The 19,099-nt window shown below is 35.1% G+C and carries 19 protein-coding genes; 1 reads left to right on the top strand and 18 read right to left on the bottom strand.

The annotated features are described in order from the left end of the window. Positions 1 to 102: 102 nt before the first annotated feature. The 9 genes from KUA55_RS04965 to KUA55_RS04925 all read right to left on the bottom strand — a co-directional run bounded on the left by KUA55_RS04965 (position 103) and on the right by KUA55_RS04925 (position 8,318). The gene (locus tag KUA55_RS04965; protein WP_218325076.1) at positions 103 to 1,536 is read right to left on the bottom strand and encodes a peptidoglycan amidohydrolase family protein; all 1,434 of its coding nucleotides are present in this window, start codon (positions 1,534 to 1,536) and stop codon (positions 103 to 105) included. Between the two features lie 227 nt (positions 1,537 to 1,763). Further along, on the bottom strand, positions 1,764 to 2,252 hold the full coding sequence (locus tag KUA55_RS04960; RefSeq protein WP_218325075.1) for a dihydrofolate reductase: 489 nt from the start codon (positions 2,250 to 2,252) through the stop codon (positions 1,764 to 1,766). A gap of 3 nt (positions 2,253 to 2,255) precedes the next feature. Next, a complete protein-coding gene (locus KUA55_RS04955) occupies positions 2,256 to 3,203 on the bottom strand; it encodes a thymidylate synthase (RefSeq protein ID WP_218325074.1) in 948 nt (315 codons plus the stop codon). After that, entirely contained in the window at positions 3,204 to 5,084 is a 1,881-nt protein-coding gene (locus tag KUA55_RS04950; RefSeq protein WP_218325073.1) for an ABC-F family ATP-binding cassette domain-containing protein, read from the bottom strand. A gap of 74 nt (positions 5,085 to 5,158) precedes the next feature. Continuing rightward, positions 5,159 to 5,713 (bottom strand): MarR family winged helix-turn-helix transcriptional regulator, encoded by a 555-nt coding sequence (locus KUA55_RS04945; RefSeq protein WP_218325072.1) that lies wholly within the window; start codon positions 5,711 to 5,713, stop codon positions 5,159 to 5,161. 163 nt (positions 5,714 to 5,876) lie between these two features. Further along, positions 5,877 to 6,329, bottom strand: a complete 453-nt coding sequence (locus KUA55_RS04940) for a hypothetical protein (RefSeq protein ID WP_218325071.1) — start codon at positions 6,327 to 6,329, stop codon at positions 5,877 to 5,879. A 60-nt stretch (positions 6,330 to 6,389) separates the two neighbouring features. Next, on the bottom strand, positions 6,390 to 6,761 hold the full coding sequence (locus KUA55_RS04935; protein WP_218325070.1) for a thioesterase family protein: 372 nt from the start codon (positions 6,759 to 6,761) through the stop codon (positions 6,390 to 6,392). Then, the gene (locus KUA55_RS04930) at positions 6,745 to 7,974 is read right to left on the bottom strand and encodes a CCA tRNA nucleotidyltransferase (protein WP_218325069.1); all 1,230 of its coding nucleotides are present in this window, start codon (positions 7,972 to 7,974) and stop codon (positions 6,745 to 6,747) included. Before KUA55_RS04930 ends, KUA55_RS04935 begins: the two co-directional genes overlap by 17 nt. Continuing rightward, positions 7,971 to 8,318: a nucleotide pyrophosphohydrolase gene (locus tag KUA55_RS04925; protein ID WP_218325068.1), complete on the bottom strand. Its 348-nt coding sequence runs from the start codon at positions 8,316 to 8,318 to the stop codon at positions 7,971 to 7,973. Before KUA55_RS04925 ends, KUA55_RS04930 begins: the two co-directional genes overlap by 4 nt. 115 nt (positions 8,319 to 8,433) lie before the next feature. On the opposite strand from KUA55_RS04925, the gene KUA55_RS04920 reads away from it, so the two are divergent. Further along, positions 8,434 to 9,321 (top strand): YitT family protein, encoded by an 888-nt coding sequence (locus KUA55_RS04920; protein WP_218325067.1) that lies wholly within the window; start codon positions 8,434 to 8,436, stop codon positions 9,319 to 9,321. A 70-nt stretch (positions 9,322 to 9,391) separates the two neighbouring features. Here the strand turns inward: KUA55_RS04920 and KUA55_RS04915 are convergent, their stop codons facing one another. From KUA55_RS04915 to der, 9 genes are all read right to left on the bottom strand, one after another. Further along, entirely contained in the window at positions 9,392 to 10,609 is a 1,218-nt protein-coding gene (locus tag KUA55_RS04915) for a CapA family protein (RefSeq protein WP_218325445.1), read from the bottom strand. A 200-nt stretch (positions 10,610 to 10,809) separates the two neighbouring features. Beyond that, positions 10,810 to 11,370: a YpiB family protein gene (locus KUA55_RS04910; RefSeq protein WP_218325066.1), complete on the bottom strand. Its 561-nt coding sequence runs from the start codon at positions 11,368 to 11,370 to the stop codon at positions 10,810 to 10,812. A 4-nt stretch (positions 11,371 to 11,374) separates the two neighbouring features. Continuing rightward, positions 11,375 to 12,634 carry a tetratricopeptide repeat protein gene (locus KUA55_RS04905; protein WP_218325065.1) on the bottom strand — a complete coding sequence of 420 codons (1,260 nt, stop codon included), beginning with the start codon at positions 12,632 to 12,634 and terminating at the stop codon, positions 11,375 to 11,377. After that, positions 12,627 to 13,685 carry a PI-PLC domain-containing protein gene (locus tag KUA55_RS04900; protein WP_218325064.1) on the bottom strand — a complete coding sequence of 353 codons (1,059 nt, stop codon included), beginning with the start codon at positions 13,683 to 13,685 and terminating at the stop codon, positions 12,627 to 12,629. The genes KUA55_RS04905 and KUA55_RS04900 overlap by 8 nt, the downstream gene beginning before the upstream one ends. A gap of 68 nt (positions 13,686 to 13,753) precedes the next feature. Next, positions 13,754 to 15,250: a ribosomal protection-like ABC-F family protein gene (abc-f, locus tag KUA55_RS04895; protein WP_218325063.1), complete on the bottom strand. Its 1,497-nt coding sequence runs from the start codon at positions 15,248 to 15,250 to the stop codon at positions 13,754 to 13,756. A 300-nt stretch (positions 15,251 to 15,550) separates the two neighbouring features. Beyond that, complete coding sequence (locus tag KUA55_RS04890) at positions 15,551 to 16,162, bottom strand: GyrI-like domain-containing protein (protein WP_218325444.1); 612 nt, start codon at positions 16,160 to 16,162, stop codon at positions 15,551 to 15,553. A 67-nt stretch (positions 16,163 to 16,229) separates the two neighbouring features. Further along, positions 16,230 to 17,114 carry a helix-turn-helix transcriptional regulator gene (locus KUA55_RS04885; protein ID WP_218325062.1) on the bottom strand — a complete coding sequence of 295 codons (885 nt, stop codon included), beginning with the start codon at positions 17,112 to 17,114 and terminating at the stop codon, positions 16,230 to 16,232. A 127-nt stretch (positions 17,115 to 17,241) separates the two neighbouring features. After that, the gene (locus KUA55_RS04880; protein ID WP_218325061.1) at positions 17,242 to 17,517 is read right to left on the bottom strand and encodes an HU family DNA-binding protein; all 276 of its coding nucleotides are present in this window, start codon (positions 17,515 to 17,517) and stop codon (positions 17,242 to 17,244) included. Positions 17,518 to 17,739: 222 nt separating this feature from the next. Continuing rightward, entirely contained in the window at positions 17,740 to 19,050 is a 1,311-nt protein-coding gene (der, locus tag KUA55_RS04875) for a ribosome biogenesis GTPase Der (RefSeq protein ID WP_218325060.1), read from the bottom strand. Between the last annotated feature and the right edge of the window lie 49 nt (positions 19,051 to 19,099).

Genomic DNA, 19,099 nt, shown 5'->3' with positions numbered 1-19,099 from the left:
ATAAAAACTTGAAACACTTTCAAAAAAATGGGCTTGAATTATCGACCCATTTTCCATTTTATTTGAAAAATTAAAAATTCTCAAATACTTTTTATGCAATCACTAATCGCTATAAATATCTTTTAAGTCAAACCAAAAAACAGGACTACCGGTACGTCCATCGATTTCTGTTTCTGTAATACCATTATCATCATAATTGCAATGAATAATCGTTCCGTTGCCTGTGGCAAATCCTGTATGACCGCTTGCTCCACCAGAACTTCCTTGTACGCCGGAAATAAATAGGCTACCTTTTTTTACTTGATCTCTTGTTATTGGAACAAACAAAATATCTATTAATGCAAATAAGTCTTCCGTATTACCAATTCGATGATCTGACGGTAAGTAATGGCTCTCAATTAAAGCATAAAAAACCGCACTAGAACAATCATATGAACTTGGACCTTTTCGATTTTGCATCGAATAAGTTACATTGTCTTGTCGTTGATAAAACCAATCAAGAACTTTATCGATTCTAGCTCTATTTCCAGCAGAATAATATGCGATTCCTTCATTTTTCCAACCTAATTTTAGTAATTGATTTCTTTCATTGAGATCTACCGTATAGTGATGTGACCCAGCATTGCGAGCATTTGGATTGAACAACCGATAAACTGATAATCCATCAGTTGCTGTCAGCCAAGCAATTCCCTCATCCTGCCAACCAGCTATAATTAATGCATCAATTTCTCCTCGCGATAAAGTATAGTGATGTTCACCAGAGTTAGGATTATAGACGCGGTACAATTCATTCCCTTCGGTAACACTATAAGAACCGATACCTTCATCTTGCCAGCCAATACTTACTAAATAGTCTCGTTCATTCGTATCTTTTGTATAAAAATGCTCACCTGAATGAGGATTGTATACCCGATAAACTGGAATTTGCTCAGCTGGTTGCGCATTATCGACAGTTCCCCCCAATACTTTTGGGTCGGGTTCACTTATTTCATCCATCGTGTCTACCGTAGTTACTTTGTTTAAATCTTCAATCGGTTGGTCATTTGTGTTGGTCGCTTCTTTAGCAGCTGATTGAGTAGATGTATTCGTATTATTAGGTACTTTTTCAACCGATTGTTCATTACTTACTTCATTCGTATTACTATTTAAAGGCGTATTTTCTAAATCAGGTTGTTCTGAATTCGATTCAGCTACCGTTGGATCAAGTGTTTCTTCTGATGAAACTGCTTGAGTTGATTCATCTTCTTTGGACTCGTGATTGAATTCGAGTGATTCAGTTGATTGAGATTCTACGACAATTGCTTCGGTATCAGAAAGTGGAGACATAGCTTGATTGGTTAAATCAACTATTTCTGCAATACTGTCAGCGGAAAAATTTGTAACAGCTTCGGTTTCAGCAGCTGCAACTTCTTGACTGGTAGAAGCAATGCTCAATCCCAGTAACCCAAAGAAAATAATTGGCGCAATCAGCCATTTTTTTCCAGCTTTGTACATTTTAAACCGTTTTTTTTCAATGTGATCTATTTCTTTATGCACTTTTTCTCCCCCTTTTAAACTCTTTTTAATAAAAATAGATTTATTAAAAAAAGCTGGCAATTAAAATTGCCAGCTTCATACCAGTTAAAACTACTAAAAATATTAGCCTTAAATATGTACGCTAGTCTTATATTTGCTCAATCAAATTTTTGATTAAAAAATAAAATGGACCATTTTTAGACTAGCATATTATAAAAACTATTTAAAGCAGTTTTTATCATCGATTTTTATTTTCGCAGGTAGCTTTCAAACTGGTAGTCATAAGGATTTTTTTCATCTTTAGTCCCAACTCTTCTTTCTAAAAGCATAAAATTATCCCAATCAAGTGCTGGAAAAAAAGCATCGCCTGTAAAGTTTTCATAGATAAGTGTTCGTAATATTTTTTGGCAATGAGGTAACAGTGCCTGATAAATAGTTGAGCCTCCACAAATAAAAACATCGTCTTCCATTGCTTCAGCGAATGTCATAATATCTTCTATTGAATGCATAACTTCAACACCCTCAGCATGGTAGGCTGTATCGCGAGTTAAAATAATTGTTTTGCGATTAGGTAACGGACGACTATTCATCCCGACAAAGGTTTTTCTCCCCATGACAATTGTCTGATTTTCTGTTGTTTCCTTGAAAAACTTCAAATCTGCTGGCAGACGCCAAGGTAGTTTTCCTTTTTTACCAATTAAGCCGTTCTGATCTTGTGCCCAGATTGCAACTAACATAGTTTATACCGCCACCGGTGCTTTAATCGCAGCTGCCGGTGTATATCCTTCAACTTTTATATCGTCCATCTCAAAATCGAAGACAGATTCTTTTTCTTGATTCAAAATTAATTTAGGAAAAGCTTGCGGTTTTCTAGATAATTGTTCTTTCATTTGTTCTTCGTGATTTGAATAAAGATGCGCGTCCCCTAAAGTATGAACAAAATCGCCAACTTCAAGGTTTGTTTCGTGGGCGATTAAATGGGTCAATAATGCGTAACTCGCGATATTAAACGGAACACCTAAGAATACATCAGCACTTCGTTGATATAATTGACAGCTTAATTTGCCATCATTCACATAAAACTGAAACATCGTGTGGCAAGGAGGCAACGCCATTGTTGGTACATCTTCAGGATTCCATGCTGATACAATTAAACGGCGAGAATCAGGTGTCGTTTTAATCATCTCAATTACATTACTGATTTGATCAATAAAACCACCATCTTTTGTTTGCCAATGACGCCATTGTGAACCATAAATATTACCCAATTCTCCATATTTTTCAGCAAATTTTTCATCATCTAATATTTTTTGACAAAATTCTTTTAATTCTTTTTGATAGCTTTCATTAAAAGCTTCATCCAATAAAGCACGGCGACCAAAATCCGTCATATCAGGTCCTGTATAATCTTCTGAAGAAACATAACGCTCGAAAGCCCATTCGTCCCAAATATGATTATTATGCTGTAATAAATAACGAATATTGGTGTCTCCTTTTAAAAACCATAACAATTCACTTTTGATCAAACCAAATGGTACCCGTTTGGTCGTTAATAATGGGAACCCTTCACTTAAGTCAAAACGCATTTGATAACCAAAAATACTTTTGGTACCTGTTCCAGTACGATCACCTTTCTGATGACCTTCTTCTAATAATTTACGACCTAAATCTAGATATGCTTGTTCCATTTAGCTTTCCTCCACTATTTCAGATAAATATTCCCAACGATTCATTTGTTCCTCTAAATCTATTTCAGTTTGATCAATTTCTTTTTGTAATGACTGTAATTTAGAAAAATCTTCTCCTTGATGGTTCATATCTTCGGTTAATTGTTCGATTTTTTCTTCTAACTTGGCAATACGATCTTCAATGGTTGCCCACTCTTTTTGTTCATTATATGACAATTTCTTCTTTTTTGATTTTTCTTTTGTCTCATTTTTAACAGCTTTTATGACTTTTGTCGACTCCTCTGTCTCTTTTAAATAATCCATAATGCTCGCTAAAGTACTTATAATCTTGCCTTCACCTTCGAAAATTAAGAGTTTGTCAGTCACTTTATCTAAGAAATAACGATCGTGAGACACAGTAATAACGGCACCCGAAAAATCTTGCAAATAATCTTCTAAAACTGTCAAAGTCGCAATATCTAAGTCGTTTGTCGGTTCATCTAATAACAAGACATTAGGTTGTTGAATTAATAATTTCAACAAATACAAACGTCGTTTTTCGCCACCTGAAAGTTTGCCAACCAATGTGCCATGCATTGATCTTGGAAATAGAAATCTTTCCAATAATTCAGCCACACTAATTTGGTTCCCATCATTTTGCTTAACTTCTTCGGCAACTTCTTGTAAATAAGCAATCATCCGTTTGTTAGGATCAATTACTTCATTTTCCTGAGTGTAATAAGCCAAATGAACAGTTTCACCAATCTCATAAATACCACTATCTAATTCAAGTCGACCAGCTAAAATATTTAATAGCGTTGATTTTCCAGCACCATTTTTTCCGGTGATACCCAAACGTTCATTGGCCTGAATTAATAAATTAAAATGCTCTAACAAAATTTTACCATTGATCGCATAATTCGCATCTTCAAGTTTTAAAACTTTTTTCCCGAGACGATTTGTAGCAATATTTACTTCAATTTTCCCATCAGTTTGCACTTGATTCAAATTTTCTTTTAAATCTTCAAAACGATTAATCCGTGCTTGTTGTTTGGTTGTTCGAGCCTTTGCACCAGCACGCATCCAAGCCAATTCTTGTTTAAATAATTGTTTTCGCTTGCCTTCTTGTTCCCCAGCAATCCGATCTCGCTCTGCCTTTTCAGCTACATAATATTCATAATTCCCTTGATACTCATAGAGTTTTCCAAATGACAATTCAAAGATACGATTGGTTACACGATCTAAAAAGTAACGATCATGAGTCACCATTAGAAGGGCACCTTGATAGTTTTTCAAATAATTTTCTAACCAAGTAATCGCTTGATAATCTAGATGGTTAGTTGGTTCATCTAACAAAAGTAAATCAGGTGCATCAATTAATACTTGTGCCAAACCCACTCTTTTTTTCTGTCCACCAGATAATTCACTTATTTTTTTATGTAAGGTATCAATTCCCAACTTATTTAAGATCGCTTTCGCTTCACTATCGGCTGTCCAAGCATCTTGTTTATTCATTGCTTCTTCAGCATTAGAAAATTCTTCCTGAAACTGTTGATTACTACCGTCGGAATTTAAATTTATTAAGGCTTTTTCATATTGACGAACTGTTTGCATTAAGGGATTATTCCCTGCAAAAACAACTTCCAAAACTGATTCATCAGGTGGAAATTCTTGTGCTTGAGTCAAAAAGCCAATGCGATAATCACTAGCCTTCTCAATCGCTGAAATATCTCCATCGCCACTATCTAAACCAGCTAAAATGGCAAGCAAACTCGATTTGCCAGTACCGTTAACACCGATCAAACCAATACGATCTTTTTCGTGAATTAAAAAAGAAATGTGATCAAACAATGTTTTATCCCCAAAAGTTTTATGCAAGTTTGTTACTTTTAATTCTTTCATGATAGCCACCTTTAGATTTATTCAACTCATTGTAACAAAAAAAGAGAAGGATGGCATCTCCTTCTCTTGCGAAATTAATCTCTATGACAGTGTGGTCCATGACCATGATGGTGATGGTGATGGCGATGATGCGGTCCGTGATGTCCATGAGGTTTACCATGATGTCCGTGTGGTCCATCTTCAAATGAATCTTCTTCACCTGCCAATTCTTCTTCAAGTTTTTGGTTTAATTTGTCAACTAAAGTCGACCATTGCATTTTTTCTTCATCAGTAAAATCTACAAATAGTTCTGTCGTAATATCAGGACGTTGACCGATTTTTTCAGCCTCTTCGCGACCCAAATCAGTTAGCTTAACAATCATGGCCCGACGATCTTCTTCTGATGCCTCACGAGTTACCCAACCCTTATCAGTTAATTTTTGAATTAATTCTCCAGCAGATTGGGGACGTAATCCTAGTACAAAGATCAAATCTTTTTGCGAAATTTCTGGATGTAATTTTAGTAAGGCTAACACTCGCCCTTGTCCTTGATGCGCTTCTAATCCATGGTTTTTTGCTCTTTGACGATGAAAATATCTTCTCAAATCATGTTGCATTTTCATGAATTGTTCGTTTAAATTGTTTTCCATAATAAAAATCTCCTCTTAAGGTTATTATTTTTTTCAGGTACCTTATGTTTATATAATACAGGTACCTTACTATTTTTGCAACAATATTCCTCTTTTTATTATGGTACCTTAATAATTTCTTATACAAAAAAGACAGAATTACGAAAATTCTGTCTTTTAGGATTTAAAATTTGTCAGGATACGTACTATCTACATCTTTTTCTGGGTCAATAACGATGTATAAGCTCTTAGTTTTTTCAGAGAATTTAATTGATTGATAAACATTGTCTAAACCATCAGCATCTTTTTCTTTGTATGGGAAATAAACAATATCAGGTTTACCACTGCGGAAAATGATTTCCATTCTTTCAATATCTTGGAATTTATGGGCTCTTTCGAACATGCCTAATTCTAAACCACCTAAGTTAATATCAGATGTTTGGACATGATCGCCCTCTTGATAGATTTCAATTTTGAAACCAGCAACTGGGTGAATTTCCACAAACTCACTACCATTAATCCGACCATAACTTGTTGTAATTTGTTTAATCCATAAATCGCCAATGTAGCGACGGTCAATTGTCCAAGTTTCCCCATTACGGAAATAAAATTTTAAAGCACTCATTTCTCTTGCCATTTTTGCATTCTCCTTACATCTATAAGATAAACTAATTCTAGCATAAGTAGCAGTAAACGGTCACATGATTGGCTTATTTTGAATTTTTTCCATAAATTTCAAGCGATTCACGATGACTCTTTGATGATTTGCTGTGGCGATTAATGTATCTCCAGCATAAGCAGAGAGAGTGAAATCAACTGTTCGCTCACCTCTCTCAAGAATTTCAGCAGTAACGATTATTTGAGCTCCTACTGGACTGGGAGCTAGGTGTTTCATCTCCATAATAAAACCAACACTAGTCATATTACTAGCTAAATCCAACATATTTTTTGCGGTGTTTTCCATCATTGCTACCAAACGTGGTGTTGCCAAAACGGCTAGATCACCCGAACCTAATTTTTCTGCTGTATCTGTTGCCGAAACTACAAACTCTTTAGTCAATTTTTCCATTATCCACCTCTTCTAAATATTTTTGGGCAAATTGAATGAGTGATTTCTCTTGATTTTTTAATTCTCCTTCGACAATTCCCTTTTCAATTGCTCGTAATACTTCATTAATCCAAGGTCCTTTAGGTCGGTCAAATAGTGAAAACAAATCATTTCCTTTGATTACTACATCTTTTAAAGAGTGAATCGGTAAAGTCTGATACATCATCCGAATCTTGGACAAGTTAGGTGTTTGATCAAAATAATATAATAAGTAATCCACTGATAAGGCCAATTCTCGTCCGATTTGATATAATTTCCAAGCTGTCCATTCATTTTCTTTGCGATACTTTAAAGCGGGAACCATCTGCTGCACATCTTTAATGACTTGATTGGAACATTTCCATTCTTTTAAAAAAGAACGAATTTTGTCCTCCGGCAAATGAATTTGATCAATTAACAACGTCCAAGCTTGGCTTTCTAGTGGAATGGCTGGCCCTACTAACTCTGCAAAACTCAATAATCCTTCACCGTAGGCTCTTAGACCTGGGCAATAGATATAGCATTCTGATTCCACAAACGAGCGCATCCCTGCTTGACGAAAAGAACCCATTAATAATTTGACAAACTCCATATTTATTCGTTCAACTGAAATTTTTGCCAGCAAAGAATGATATTCACTAATCGCATCAAAAGTCTCCCTTTGTAAATTAAATCCTAGTTGACTAACAAAACGTAAAGCTCTCATCATCCGTAGCGCATCTTCATGAAATCGTTCGTAAGGGTTACCAACTGCCCGTAAAACTTTATTTCGTAAATCATTCAGGCCATCAAATAAATCAATCACTTCACCATTTATTCCCACTGCCAAAGCATTGATTGTAAAATCCCGACGTTTTAAATCTTCTTTCAGCGAACGTACAAACTCAACATGGTCTGGACGACGATAATCTTGATAGGTTGATTCTGTTCTAAAAGTCGTCACTTCATAAGTTTCTTCCTTTGTAATAACCATGACTGTGCCGTGTTGAATACCGACATCAATAGTTTTTCGAAATAAAGCTTTTACTTCTGCTGGAAAAGCACTAGTAGCAATATCCACATCATGTATGGGTTTATTCAGAAGAATATCTCGCACGCTACCACCAACATAATAAGCTTCATATCCCGCTTCTTGTAGTTTTCGTAAAATCGGCATCGCTCCTTGAAACTCCAACGGTAAATTTTCTAATTTCATTTTGTCTCACCTGTCTGTCCATCTTTACGTTCAAAGCGATAAGCATCTCGTTGATTAAATTTCGCCATATTTTGATTAAAACTTTTCGTCAAGTCAATGTCTAATGAATTCGCCATAATTAAAGTAACAAATAAAACGTCTCCTAATTCTTCTTCAACAGAAATAATTGCCTCTGTATCTTTTTTAGGTTTCTCACCATAATAATGATTAATTTCTCGAGCAAGTTCACCCACTTCCTCAGTTAATCTAGCCATTTGTGCTAAGGGTGAAAAATAACCAGTCTTAAATTGTTGAATATATTGATCAACTTCTATTTGCATTTTTGCTAATGTTTTTTGTTCCATCAAACCACCTCAGAACTATCTTATCAAAAAACGCTTTTCTTTCCTATCCTGATGTTGTAAGTCCTGCTTTTTCATGATAAGTTTGAAGGTGGAAAACATCTAAAAGGAGGACACAATGGAAACATCAACATCAACCCGTGTGAAAGAAATTTTCTTCATTGTTGGCGGAACGGCAATTTATGCATTTGGTTTGGTTTACTTAAATATCGCGAATCATTTGGCTGAAGGTGGAGTGACTGGTATCACTTTAATCATCCGTGCATTATTTGGTATCGATCCAGCCTATACAACTTTACTGATTAATATTCCTCTGATTTTAATTGGCGGTAAAGTTCTAGGCAAACGGTCATTTTATTACACGATTTTAGGAACAGTTTGTTTATCTGTCTTTTTATGGATTTGGCAGCGGGTACCTCTTGTGATTAATTTAGACCACGATTTATTTATTGTTTCACTACTTGCTGGTTTATTCGCAGGCTTTGGTAGTGGCTTGGTTTATCGTTACGGTGGAACTACTGGTGGTGCCGATGTGATTGCTCGCATATTAGAACAAAAAATTGGTTTTACAATGGGTAAATCATTACTAATCTTTGATGTGATTGTATTGCTATTGTCTCTAACTTATTTAGATTTAAAGCGCATGATGTATACTTTAATTGTTTCCTTTGTCTTTAGTAAGGTCGTCGATATGCTATCATCTGGCGGTTACGCTGCTAAAGGTGTAATGATTATTTCTAATCGAAACGAAGAAATCGCTCAAATTTTAATGGATCATTTAGAGCGAGGTGTCACTTATATTCATGGTGAAGGCGGCTTTTCATCTGATTTGAAAAAAATTATTTATATTATTGTTTCTCCTCAAGAAATGAATGAAGTAAAGAAAATTATTCATACTGTGGATGAAAAGGCCTTTATCTCTATTTCAAATGTTCATGATGTGGTAGGAGAAGGATTCACTTACCTCAAGCCACAGCGTAGAAAATTCTTTTTGAAGAAAAACTAAAAAATCCAGGTCAGTAAATTTTTTATACTGACTTGGATTTTTTTATGTTGTTATATAGGATTCGATATTTTTACCATTGGATATTTAGTAAATCCAACATGCGATAATAGGCAGTTTCAATTCGCTGTCTTTTTATTTCTGGAACCGTATCTGCATATTTACCCTTAGGAAGATAATTTTCAGCTAAAAAAACTTGATAATCTTGCGCTTGGACTGTTCCATATTCTGGGTGCTGATAAAAGCGACCAGCAATTGGTTCTTTATCTACCCAAGTTGGATGAGCTTTTACCTTAGTTAGTTTGGTTCCTCCATCATTTTTAGTAATCTCGACCTCCATAATTACTCCGCGTTCAGTCCAGTAATCTCCTACACTTTCAAAACGTTGATCGGATATAAGATTGCCCATCGAATAAATAATAAACTTTCTTTCACCATCTTTTTCGATAATTTCAGTCGGTTCTGCTACATGGGGATGTCCGCCAAAAATAATATCTGCTCCTAAGTCGATCATTTTACGATAATTTTTTTGTTGTTCTTTAGTTGGTTCTAATGAGTACTCCACTCCGGATTGGGGCATGACGATTGTAATATCTGCCACTTCTTCAGCTTTTTTCAAATCAGCGGCAACTTTTTCCATATCCAAATCTCTCAAATATTGATTGTATTGTTTTTTAGTCAAAGTAGCTTCCATACCATTAAAACCATAAGAATATGCGAGCAAAGCGATTTTTATGCCGTTAACTTCTTTAATGACCATTGCATCTGCTTGATCCGTTTCTACACCAATAGGATCAATACCAATCTTTTTAAAAGTTGCAGCCGTTGATTTCAGTCCTGCTAGTCCAGTATCCAAAATATGATTATGGGCCAAGTCAACAACATCAAATCCCGCCTCTTTAATGCTGTCTGCTACTTCTTCTGGGGCATTAAACATCGGATAACCACTTAATTGCCAGTCAGGATTAATCGTTCCTTCAAAGTCTCCTAAAGACAAATCCGCTTCTTTTAGAATTGGCTTGATTTGAGCATAATCATTGTCTAAATCATAGCCGGAACCATCATAGGCGCTTCTGAATAAAATATCATGGTACAGCATATCTCCGCTTGCTGTGATGGTCGCTTTTTGTTCATTTTTTTTAGTAACTACTGGTGTATTTGTTGGTTCATTCGTTTGTGTATTAGCTTCACTAAAACGAATCCCTAACATTATCAAACTAAGTAACCCTAAACTTAGCCAAAAGATCATGTCGATTCTTCTTTTTCTGGCGACTCTTTGAACTCGTTTCATGTTTTTATCTAAATGATTCACGTTTAAGATTGATTTTAAATATCGCTTGTTAAAAATCCGATCCCATCTCACTACTCTTTCCCCCTAGAGTGACGCTCTAAACATTTCTAAATTGTTGTCAAAATTTTTCACCTTATTCATTCAATATAAGCAAAAAAAGCAAAAAGGACAAGAGTTGATTATCCTTTTTGCTTAGTTTTTTATTGAACTTCTTTTTCTTTAATCAATAATTTTAAACGATTGATTTCATTGGATAGCTCGACAAAAGTATCTTGATCGCCATCTTCTAGAGCTTGATCGATTTGCTGATATAAATGTTTCAAAGTCGCTTGTTGAGCTTCTTTTTCCATATACGATTCTACTTCATTGATCGTTTCGGCACTGACAGAATCATTCCAGGAGATAGCTGGATTATCTTCTAAGACAGATAAATATAGCGCATTTTGCCAAGGGTTCGGAAAAATACATTCTATATATAAGGGTTGTTGCCAATGGAGACGAATTTCATGAAAAATTTGATCACTACTAGCAAAATTTTGTCCAGAGACAGTCAACATCATTGGTTCCATCTTTTCTTGACTAGCATCACGAAAAACAATTCCTCGCTCAGTTTTTTCCGCTTGCTCCACCACATGGACGTTTTTTAAAATAGCCTCGTGATTAATTAAATAATTTAAAATCCAGACAACCTCTCTTCTTTGAAAAGGGACATTATTGATTAGCCAAACTAAAAATTCTCTTTTATCTGCTACATCTACCATCTGATCACCTCTCTAATAAATCTTGTAAAATCGATTGCACCTCAATATCTTCTGGTTCCAATGCTAAATAATCTGCTAACACCTGTCTTGCTTGCGCTAATTGGCCTTCTTCTCTCAAAAATAATCCGTAAGCCTTCAAAAACTCTGCTTCTTGCTTTAATTCTTCATAGGCCAATTGATAATATTTACCAGCTTCAGCATATTCTTCTAGCTCGTCATTGGCTTGTGCTAAATTCCATAAAGCATATGGATTGTCTTGTTCATCCATTTTACTAATCGCTTGAATCGCTTCTTCAGGTTCACCTTCATTTAAAAATAGATTGCTCAATGTTAACAATGTTTCATCGACTTTTTCACCTGTACTTAGAGCTTGGTCTAAATAGTCTTCAGATTTTTCTCGATTATGTAAACGATAAGCCAATTCGGAAGCCAAATGTAAAGTTTCCACCTGATAAGGATTTTCTTTTATTCCTGCTTCAGCAATTTTCAAAGCTTCTTCTACTAATTCTTCTTCTTTCAAACTGTCTGCTAAATAATAATAAACACTTTGATATTCTGGATCCATTTTTTGAACTTCTTCAAAATAAATAATAGCTTGTTGATATTCTTTCAGTTGATAATAAGTAAAGCCTAATTGGAACAATCGATCAGAGGTGCTTTCTTCATCAATAGCTGCTTTTAAAAAAGGTATCGCCTCTTCAAAACCGCCTAACAAACTATACCCACTGCCAATCCGTTCATTTAACGAAATATTTGCGACTTCATTAATTCCTTGTTTTTGTAGTTGACCATATTCAGCAATCGCTTCACCTAATTGGTTGTTGGCAAAATGTAGCTCGCCTAAAGCAAAAGTAATCAATGTTTCCTCAGGTGCTATCGCTTTGGCCTGTAACAATTTTGCTTCACTAACCTCAGGAATGCCTAGAACCTGATATAAATCAGCAGTAACTAATAAACTTTCTAAATAATTAGGGCTATCCATCGGAATCTTTTCAAGATATTCAAAAGCTTGATCGATCTCGTCATCTTCAATCGCCATTTCAGCTAACGATAAATAAAAATAATCTTCCTCAGGAAATTCTTCCAACAACTGCGTTATAATTTCACGAGCTTCTGTTAAAAATCCTAAATTCTGTAATTCTTGGGCCAAACTGGCTAATATTTCTGCCGAATCATTTTTCAATGCTGCTTGAAACATCTCTTGAGCTTTTGCTAAATCTTCATTTCTTAAAGCATCTAACATTTTTTCACTATAACTATTCATTGATTGTCCCTCTAATTTCTTTTAATACTTTTGTGTAGTTTGCAAAAGCACGATCCAATTGCACTTCTGTCACTGCTTGATACCCATTTGTTTTCCCTACCTCGGCTAATCCTAACGAACCTTTTCCTTTTGCCATAATAACTACTTGCTCGCCATAATCAGCTAAAGAAATCGCCGCCGGCAAGAGAACTGGAAAATCTAATTGCATCAACCATATCATAAAATTTTTGAAATTAAAATCAAGTTTCGCGACTTGACCATTCCAAAAGAAAGCAAAAAGTAGCCCAAACTGATTTTTCATACTATCTGATAACAAATGTCCGTTTTCTGTTTGAAAAAATGCTGCGGTAAAAATTTCATCAAAACTGGCCAATTCTGTTCGGCTATCTTGATAAAAATCAATGACTGCATCAATAAATGCCGCTGAGGATTTGGTATTCAATACTTGACGAGTGGGAAATGCTCGAAAAACCTGTTGTAAAAAATGGTAATCCAAAACAATTCCACATCGAATGAGTACTAATAAATCAACTATTTTACCAGTAATTTGTTGGTCAGCTAAAGTCTGATCGAACAAAATTCTCTGAGGAGAAATTTCTGTTGCCATAACTGCTTGAACTTTCTCTTGGGAAATAATTTGACTTTGATTGTTTAAAGACTGAGCAAATGCACGTAGTGATAAGGGAATCAACCAAAGTTCTACATCAAAAACTGCCACTTGTTGATAAAAACTCATCAATTCCATCACACCTTGATTGCCGATGCCAATCATGATCATTTTTTTATTTGGTGAGAATCGATTCATGAAGGAAATAAAATCTTCAAATGTTCGAAAATCATTACAATATCGATTATTGGTTGTAATAAACCAATCAACCGAAGTTGCTGCTTGAACAAACTGATTCAGTTTCTCAGCCAAATGATCATAGTAGCGTTGATTCCCGCAAAAAATAATTTGACTATCCCTTAAGTCAGTTGAACGAAATAAGCTAGCCACAGTTTTTCCATAGAAAATTTTAGTTGGTTCTTTTCTTTGAAAAGTTCTTTCCATTTTCTCACCACCTCTTTCTTATCATACCAAAAAAAGGTTAAAAAAACAGAAGTCAAATGTGACTTCTGCTATAACGAGACAATTTTATCCGCAATTGCTTCAATAAAACGAGTATCATGTTCAATTACAATCATCGTTGGTGAAACTTCTTTAAGCAATGTTAATAGTTGTTTCTGATTAAAAACGTCTAAATAATTTAACGGCTCATCCCAAACATATAAATTAGCTGGTTGAGCTAAAGACTTAGCCACTTCAACTTTTTTTCGTTGTCCCATACTCATTTCTTCAATTTTATTCTCAAAAACATTGCGTTCCATGCCTAATTTACGGAGATTATTCAAAAACTGTGAAAAATCAAGCCCTTCTGTTTCAGCAAAAGCTGCTAATGTCCCAGAGTTATCTTGATAATTTTGCCGAATATGGCTCATTTGGATACCTTTAGGTAAATGGATTTCCCCTGCTTGTTTACCTTTAAATTCCTGCAAAATTGCTGCCAATAATGAAGTTTTTCCACTTCCGTTAGCTCCTGTAATAGCTAAACATTCCCCTTTAAATAATTCAATATTAACTGGATCAAAAAGGGGAGTTTGTTGATAAGTAAGCACAACCTTCTCCATTTGTAATATTCTTTGATGATAACTTGGCTGATAATTCATTTCTAAACCATCAACTGTTTCAATATTTTTTAATAGCTGTGACTTTTCACTGATTTGACCTTCTACTCTTTGTAAAATGGCTTTTGATCGTTTCATCATTCGTGCAGCGTCAGCACCAATTGCACCTGGGCTTACCCGCCGATATTCAGTATCAATAAAACCTTTTGATTGATTTAGTTTGTCTTTTTCACGATTTTTCGACCATTCAGCTTTTTCAATTGCCGTCTTCTGTAAACGCGAAATCTCTTTTTTCAGTTTGATATTTTGTGCTTGTTCAAAAGCATCTTGACGGGCCTTTTGATCTTCATAGGTACTAAAATCCCCTTGATATAATACCAGTTGATTTTTTTCAATCGCCAAAATATGATTGACCGTTTCATCTAAAAATTGGCGATCATGGCTAACTAAAATATACCCTTGTCTTTTTTCCTTTAAATAATTTGCAACCTGTTTACGACCGACTACATCTAAGTGGTTGGTCGGCTCGTCAATCAAAGGATAAAGGCCTTCTTCAATAAACATTAAGGCCAACAATACTTTGGTCTGTTCACCACCAGATAAGGTCTCAAAGGGACGCCACAAAACTTCTGGATCACAGGCTAATAAATTTAACTCTCGCTCCATCTGCCATAATTCAAATGTCCGGATTTCTAATAAAGCATAAAAAGTTAGCTGCTTCGCATCAGATATTGTTTTGGGAAAGTAATCAAAAATCATCTGATACTGAATTCTTCCACTATAAGGCAATTGCTTTTGTAAAATTCTAAGAAATGTAGTTTTTCCGCGACCGTTCCTACCTACTAATCCTAGCTTCCATTGATCATCAATGATTAATTGTGCATCATCAAATAATAAAGTTCCCATTTGATCATAACCAAAAGACAAATTTTCAATTTTAATATTGGACATACTGGCTCACTTCCTTTGAAAAAAGGAGCAAAAAAAGACTCCAGTTATTAATGAAAAACCGGTGTCTCCTAAACATATCTATATTTTGAGTTTTTAACACAGCAAAAAAATCTAGCTGATCCTTTGCTTAAAATCCCTCAAATCATATGTTCCACCAATTTTTCAAAAATCTGCACACTGTCCCCTTGGAAAATCCTTGGTTTAGTCTGAATGCAGCTTCTACTTATTTGGTGAAATATCTCATTGGGATTCCTCGCTTTCTATTTCTTATGTTAACGTTACCATGATTATTATTACTGGTCAAGCCAATGGAAAACGTAAAATAGTTTTGCGCTTTTCTGGTGGTGTTTTTCTCGCATCATTTAAATAAATCTCCCGATGCATATGACCGTTCCTGCGATATTTTTGATCTTCAATAAATAAGTGCATTTTTTCAAAGGTAGCTGCCTCATTCTCAAAGGGACCAACATGTAGCATTTGCACACATTTTCCTTCTTCGATAGAATTAAAATAAATTTCATCAAGTAGAGAATGTGGTTTCTTCTTGGTCATAGATAAAGCTTTTTCAAACATTTCTGATGTAATAAATTCTGGCTGCTGAATCATAATCGTATAAATATAACTGGCTTTATCGCGAGTATCTTGGCTATTTTTTGAATCCCAAAGCCCTTCCAATGGAAAAACAGTAAAATCGTCATATAGATTTTTCGGATCAGCCCATAGCTTTTTATAATTCATTTTTATTGCATAGGCCAAAGAAAAAAGCACACCTACTCGTTCTGAAAAATCTGTTTGATTGGGATCTCCTTCACCATCAATCATTATAAAATTTTGTTTTGGGACAGTTACTAATAATGTTTTCTTAACTGTACTGTATAAATCTTTCTCATGTTTACGCCATTCATATTTCATCATTCTCGCCTCACTTCTATAAGATAAAATAATTATAACAAGTGAAACATGTCACCTTATGTCAAGTTTAATAATTATTTGCCATTGTTTGAATTCTTTTTATTAATTCTTCCCGAATATCTAATGGTTCGACAACCTCAACATTAGCCCCCAATGATAGTATAAAAGCATAAAAGCCTTCAGATATCGGATATTTCTCTTTTACCAATAAACTACCATCACCCAATTGAGTATATTTTTGATAATTTTCTTTCACTTGAGATAGCTGATCCTTTTTAAATTTTAAAGTTATTAGAGTTTCTGGTAAAGCAAGGCTTTCTTTAGATTCAAATATTTTCCCTTCATAGTTTCGTGAAAAATATTCATCTAAGATTTGAACTTTCCTGATGCGACTCAATTTAAAAATTCGATTCGCTTCTTTTTTTAAACAGTAGCCGTACAAGTACCAAGCATTTTGTTTAAAAACTAATTTGAAAGGTTCAACTGTACGTTCTGAATCTACAGCTTCTTGGCTCAAATATAAAATACACAGCCTTTTCTTATGAATAATCGCTTCACGAATATTGACGAATACTTCTTGATTTTTTTGTCCCCAATCGGAAAAATCAATTTCTAGCCAACCAGCCTGTCTGTGCTGAAATAATCCTCCATGTTTTGTTAATAAGTCATCATCAAAAGTACTAGGCAATATTGATAAACCTTGAACAGCAGTTAAAATTTGAAGCTGTTCTTCTTTTGAAAGCACAGAACGATTTAAAGCGAAATCTTCATTAATAAAAATACCACCACCCTTGCCTTGCATAGCATAGACTGGAATCCCACTACCACTTAAAGTATCCACATCACGATAAATTGTTCGGGGAGATACTTCAAACTTTTCCGCTAATTCCTTTGCCGTGATACTTCCTCTTTCTAATAAAATATATAAAATTTGAAATAATCGACTATCCATATAAACTCCATTCACTTTTTTCTATGTATTGTATTTTAGATGCTTTTTTTTATGTATTTTTGTAAACATCAGGGAATTCTTAAAAAGAAAAAAGAACCCTTGTAAGACAAGGGTTCTACGACGTCAATTATTTAACTGCGTCTTTAAGGGCTTTCCCTGGTTTGAACGCAGGTACTTTGCTTGCTGGGATTTGGATTTCTTCGCCAGTTTGTGGGTTGCGACCTTTGCGGGCAGCACGTTCACGAACTTCAAAGTTACCAAAACCGATTAACTGAACTTTTTCACCTTCAGCTAAAGCGTCTTGAATGCTTGAAAATACAGCATCAACAGCAGCTGTAGCGTCTTTTTTAGTTAATTCAGTCGCAGCTGCAACTTTTTCGATTAATTCTGCTTTGTTTGCCATGTAAATTTTCACCTCCGTGAGTGATGATTTGATGTTTGCACATCTTTTAGTAACTGAGTGGTCCAGTTACCATAAATATTGATTTGGTCAATATTCTTGTTTTACGATAGCATATGAACCTTGTGATAGCAAGGTTTTTAGCCGATTATCACCAAAAATTCCTAGATATGGTAAACATTGATAAAAATATTTGTCCTACAGAATAACTTATGGTAAAATGGCTTATTTCCGCCGTCTAGCGATGATTCGAATCGGTGTACCTTCAAAATCAAAAGCTTTTCTAATTTGATTTTCTAAAAAGCGCGCGTAAGAGAAATGCATCAATTCTTCTTCATTGACAAAGACAACAAAAGTCGGTGGTTTAACAGCCACTTGAGTCGCATAAAAAATCTTCAGACGTTTTCCTTTATCAGTTGGTGTCGGGTTAATCGCAACAGCATCCATAATAACATCATTTAAGATAGAAGAGGAAATTCTCAGGTTCTGATTCATGCTGACTGTTTCAATCAAATCAGGAAGTTTATTTAAACGTTGCTTCGTCAAAGCTGAGACAAAAATAATCGGCGCATAATCTAAATAAGCAAACTCATCACGAATCTCTGCTTCAAAATCCTTCATGGTATTAGTATCTTTTTCAACTAAATCCCATTTATTTACAACTAAAATAACTCCACGACCAGCCTCATGAGCATATCCAGCAATCCGTTTATCTTGTTCACGAATTCCTTCGTCACCGTTAATAACGACTAAGACAACATCTGAGCGATCAATTGCGCGCATAGCCCGCATCACACTATATTTTTCAGTGTTCTCATAAACTTTACCACGTTTACGCATGCCTGCTGTATCTATCATGGTAAATTCTTGACCATTTTCGCCAATAAATTTAGTATCAATAGCATCCCGCGTTGTTCCTTCAATCTCTGACACAATAACACGGTCTTCCCCTAAGATCGCATTAATCAAAGAAGACTTACCAACATTAGGTCGTCCAATTAGACTAAACTTAATACTCTCATCTTCCTCATTTTCACTATCATCTGGGAAGTGTTTGACCGCTTCATCTAAAACATCACCTAGACCTAAGCCATGACTCCCAGAAACCGGGAAAGGCTCTCCCAATCCTAGTGCATAAAACTCATAAATGTCACTACGCATCTCTGGATTGTCTACTTTATTGACTACCAAAATAACCGGTTTGTTACTACGATATAAGATTTTAGCGACTGCTTCGTCAGCGTCAGTCACACCTTCACGGCCACTAGCAATAAATAAAATGACATCAGCTTCATCAATTGCTATTTGTGCTTGGTGTTTAATTTGTTCCATAAATGGTTCATCACCTAGATCAATACCACCAGTATCAATAATTGAAAACTCATGATCTAACCAATCACCTTTCGCATAAATGCGATCCCTAGTAACACCGGGAGTATCTTCGACAATTGAAATTCTTTCTCCTGCAATACGATTGAATAATGTAGATTTACCAACATTGGGTCGTCCAACGATGGCTATAATAGGATTTGACATGTTTTTGCTCCTTTTTTAAAATTCTCCTTAGTTTAACGAAGAAATCACT

It is taken from the genome of Enterococcus alishanensis (assembly GCF_019218635.1).
GTDB lineage: Bacteria > Bacillota > Bacilli > Lactobacillales > Enterococcaceae > Enterococcus_A > Enterococcus_A alishanensis.
The sequence above is the reverse complement of the archived record's forward strand: the minus strand, read 5'-3'. Positions and strand labels throughout refer to the sequence as shown.

What these genes read in the sequence shown, in the direction of transcription:
- KUA55_RS04900 (WP_218325064.1), bottom strand. Translation starts at nt 13,685, where the DNA reads ATGGAAAGAACTTTTCAAAGAAAAGAACCAACTAAAATTTTCTATGGA.
- KUA55_RS04945 (WP_218325072.1), bottom strand. Translation starts at nt 5,713, where the DNA reads ATGGAAAACAATTTAAACGAACAATTCATGAAAATGCAACATGATTTG.
- KUA55_RS04890 (WP_218325444.1), bottom strand. Translation starts at nt 16,162, where the DNA reads ATGAAATATGAATGGCGTAAACATGAGAAAGATTTATACAGTACAGTT.
- KUA55_RS04925 (WP_218325068.1), bottom strand. Translation starts at nt 8,318, where the DNA reads ATGGAACAAAAAACATTAGCAAAAATGCAAATAGAAGTTGATCAATAT.
- KUA55_RS04910 (WP_218325066.1), bottom strand. Translation starts at nt 11,370, where the DNA reads ATGGTAGATGTAGCAGATAAAAGAGAATTTTTAGTTTGGCTAATCAAT.
- KUA55_RS04920 (WP_218325067.1), top strand. Translation starts at nt 8,434, where the DNA reads ATGGAAACATCAACATCAACCCGTGTGAAAGAAATTTTCTTCATTGTT.
- KUA55_RS04905 (WP_218325065.1), bottom strand. Translation starts at nt 12,634, where the DNA reads ATGAATAGTTATAGTGAAAAAATGTTAGATGCTTTAAGAAATGAAGAT.
- der (WP_218325060.1), bottom strand. Translation starts at nt 19,050, where the DNA reads ATGTCAAATCCTATTATAGCCATCGTTGGACGACCCAATGTTGGTAAA.
- KUA55_RS04940 (WP_218325071.1), bottom strand. Translation starts at nt 6,329, where the DNA reads ATGGCAAGAGAAATGAGTGCTTTAAAATTTTATTTCCGTAATGGGGAA.
- KUA55_RS04950 (WP_218325073.1), bottom strand. Translation starts at nt 5,084, where the DNA reads ATGAAAGAATTAAAAGTAACAAACTTGCATAAAACTTTTGGGGATAAA.
- KUA55_RS04915 (WP_218325445.1), bottom strand. Translation starts at nt 10,609, where the DNA reads ATGAAACGAGTTCAAAGAGTCGCCAGAAAAAGAAGAATCGACATGATC.
- abc-f (WP_218325063.1), bottom strand. Translation starts at nt 15,250, where the DNA reads ATGTCCAATATTAAAATTGAAAATTTGTCTTTTGGTTATGATCAAATG.
- KUA55_RS04935 (WP_218325070.1), bottom strand. Translation starts at nt 6,761, where the DNA reads ATGGAAAAATTGACTAAAGAGTTTGTAGTTTCGGCAACAGATACAGCA.
- KUA55_RS04955 (WP_218325074.1), bottom strand. Translation starts at nt 3,203, where the DNA reads ATGGAACAAGCATATCTAGATTTAGGTCGTAAATTATTAGAAGAAGGT.
- KUA55_RS04930 (WP_218325069.1), bottom strand. Translation starts at nt 7,974, where the DNA reads ATGAAATTAGAAAATTTACCGTTGGAGTTTCAAGGAGCGATGCCGATT.
- KUA55_RS04880 (WP_218325061.1), bottom strand. Translation starts at nt 17,517, where the DNA reads ATGGCAAACAAAGCAGAATTAATCGAAAAAGTTGCAGCTGCGACTGAA.
- KUA55_RS04885 (WP_218325062.1), bottom strand. Translation starts at nt 17,114, where the DNA reads ATGGATAGTCGATTATTTCAAATTTTATATATTTTATTAGAAAGAGGA.
- KUA55_RS04960 (WP_218325075.1), bottom strand. Translation starts at nt 2,252, where the DNA reads ATGTTAGTTGCAATCTGGGCACAAGATCAGAACGGCTTAATTGGTAAA.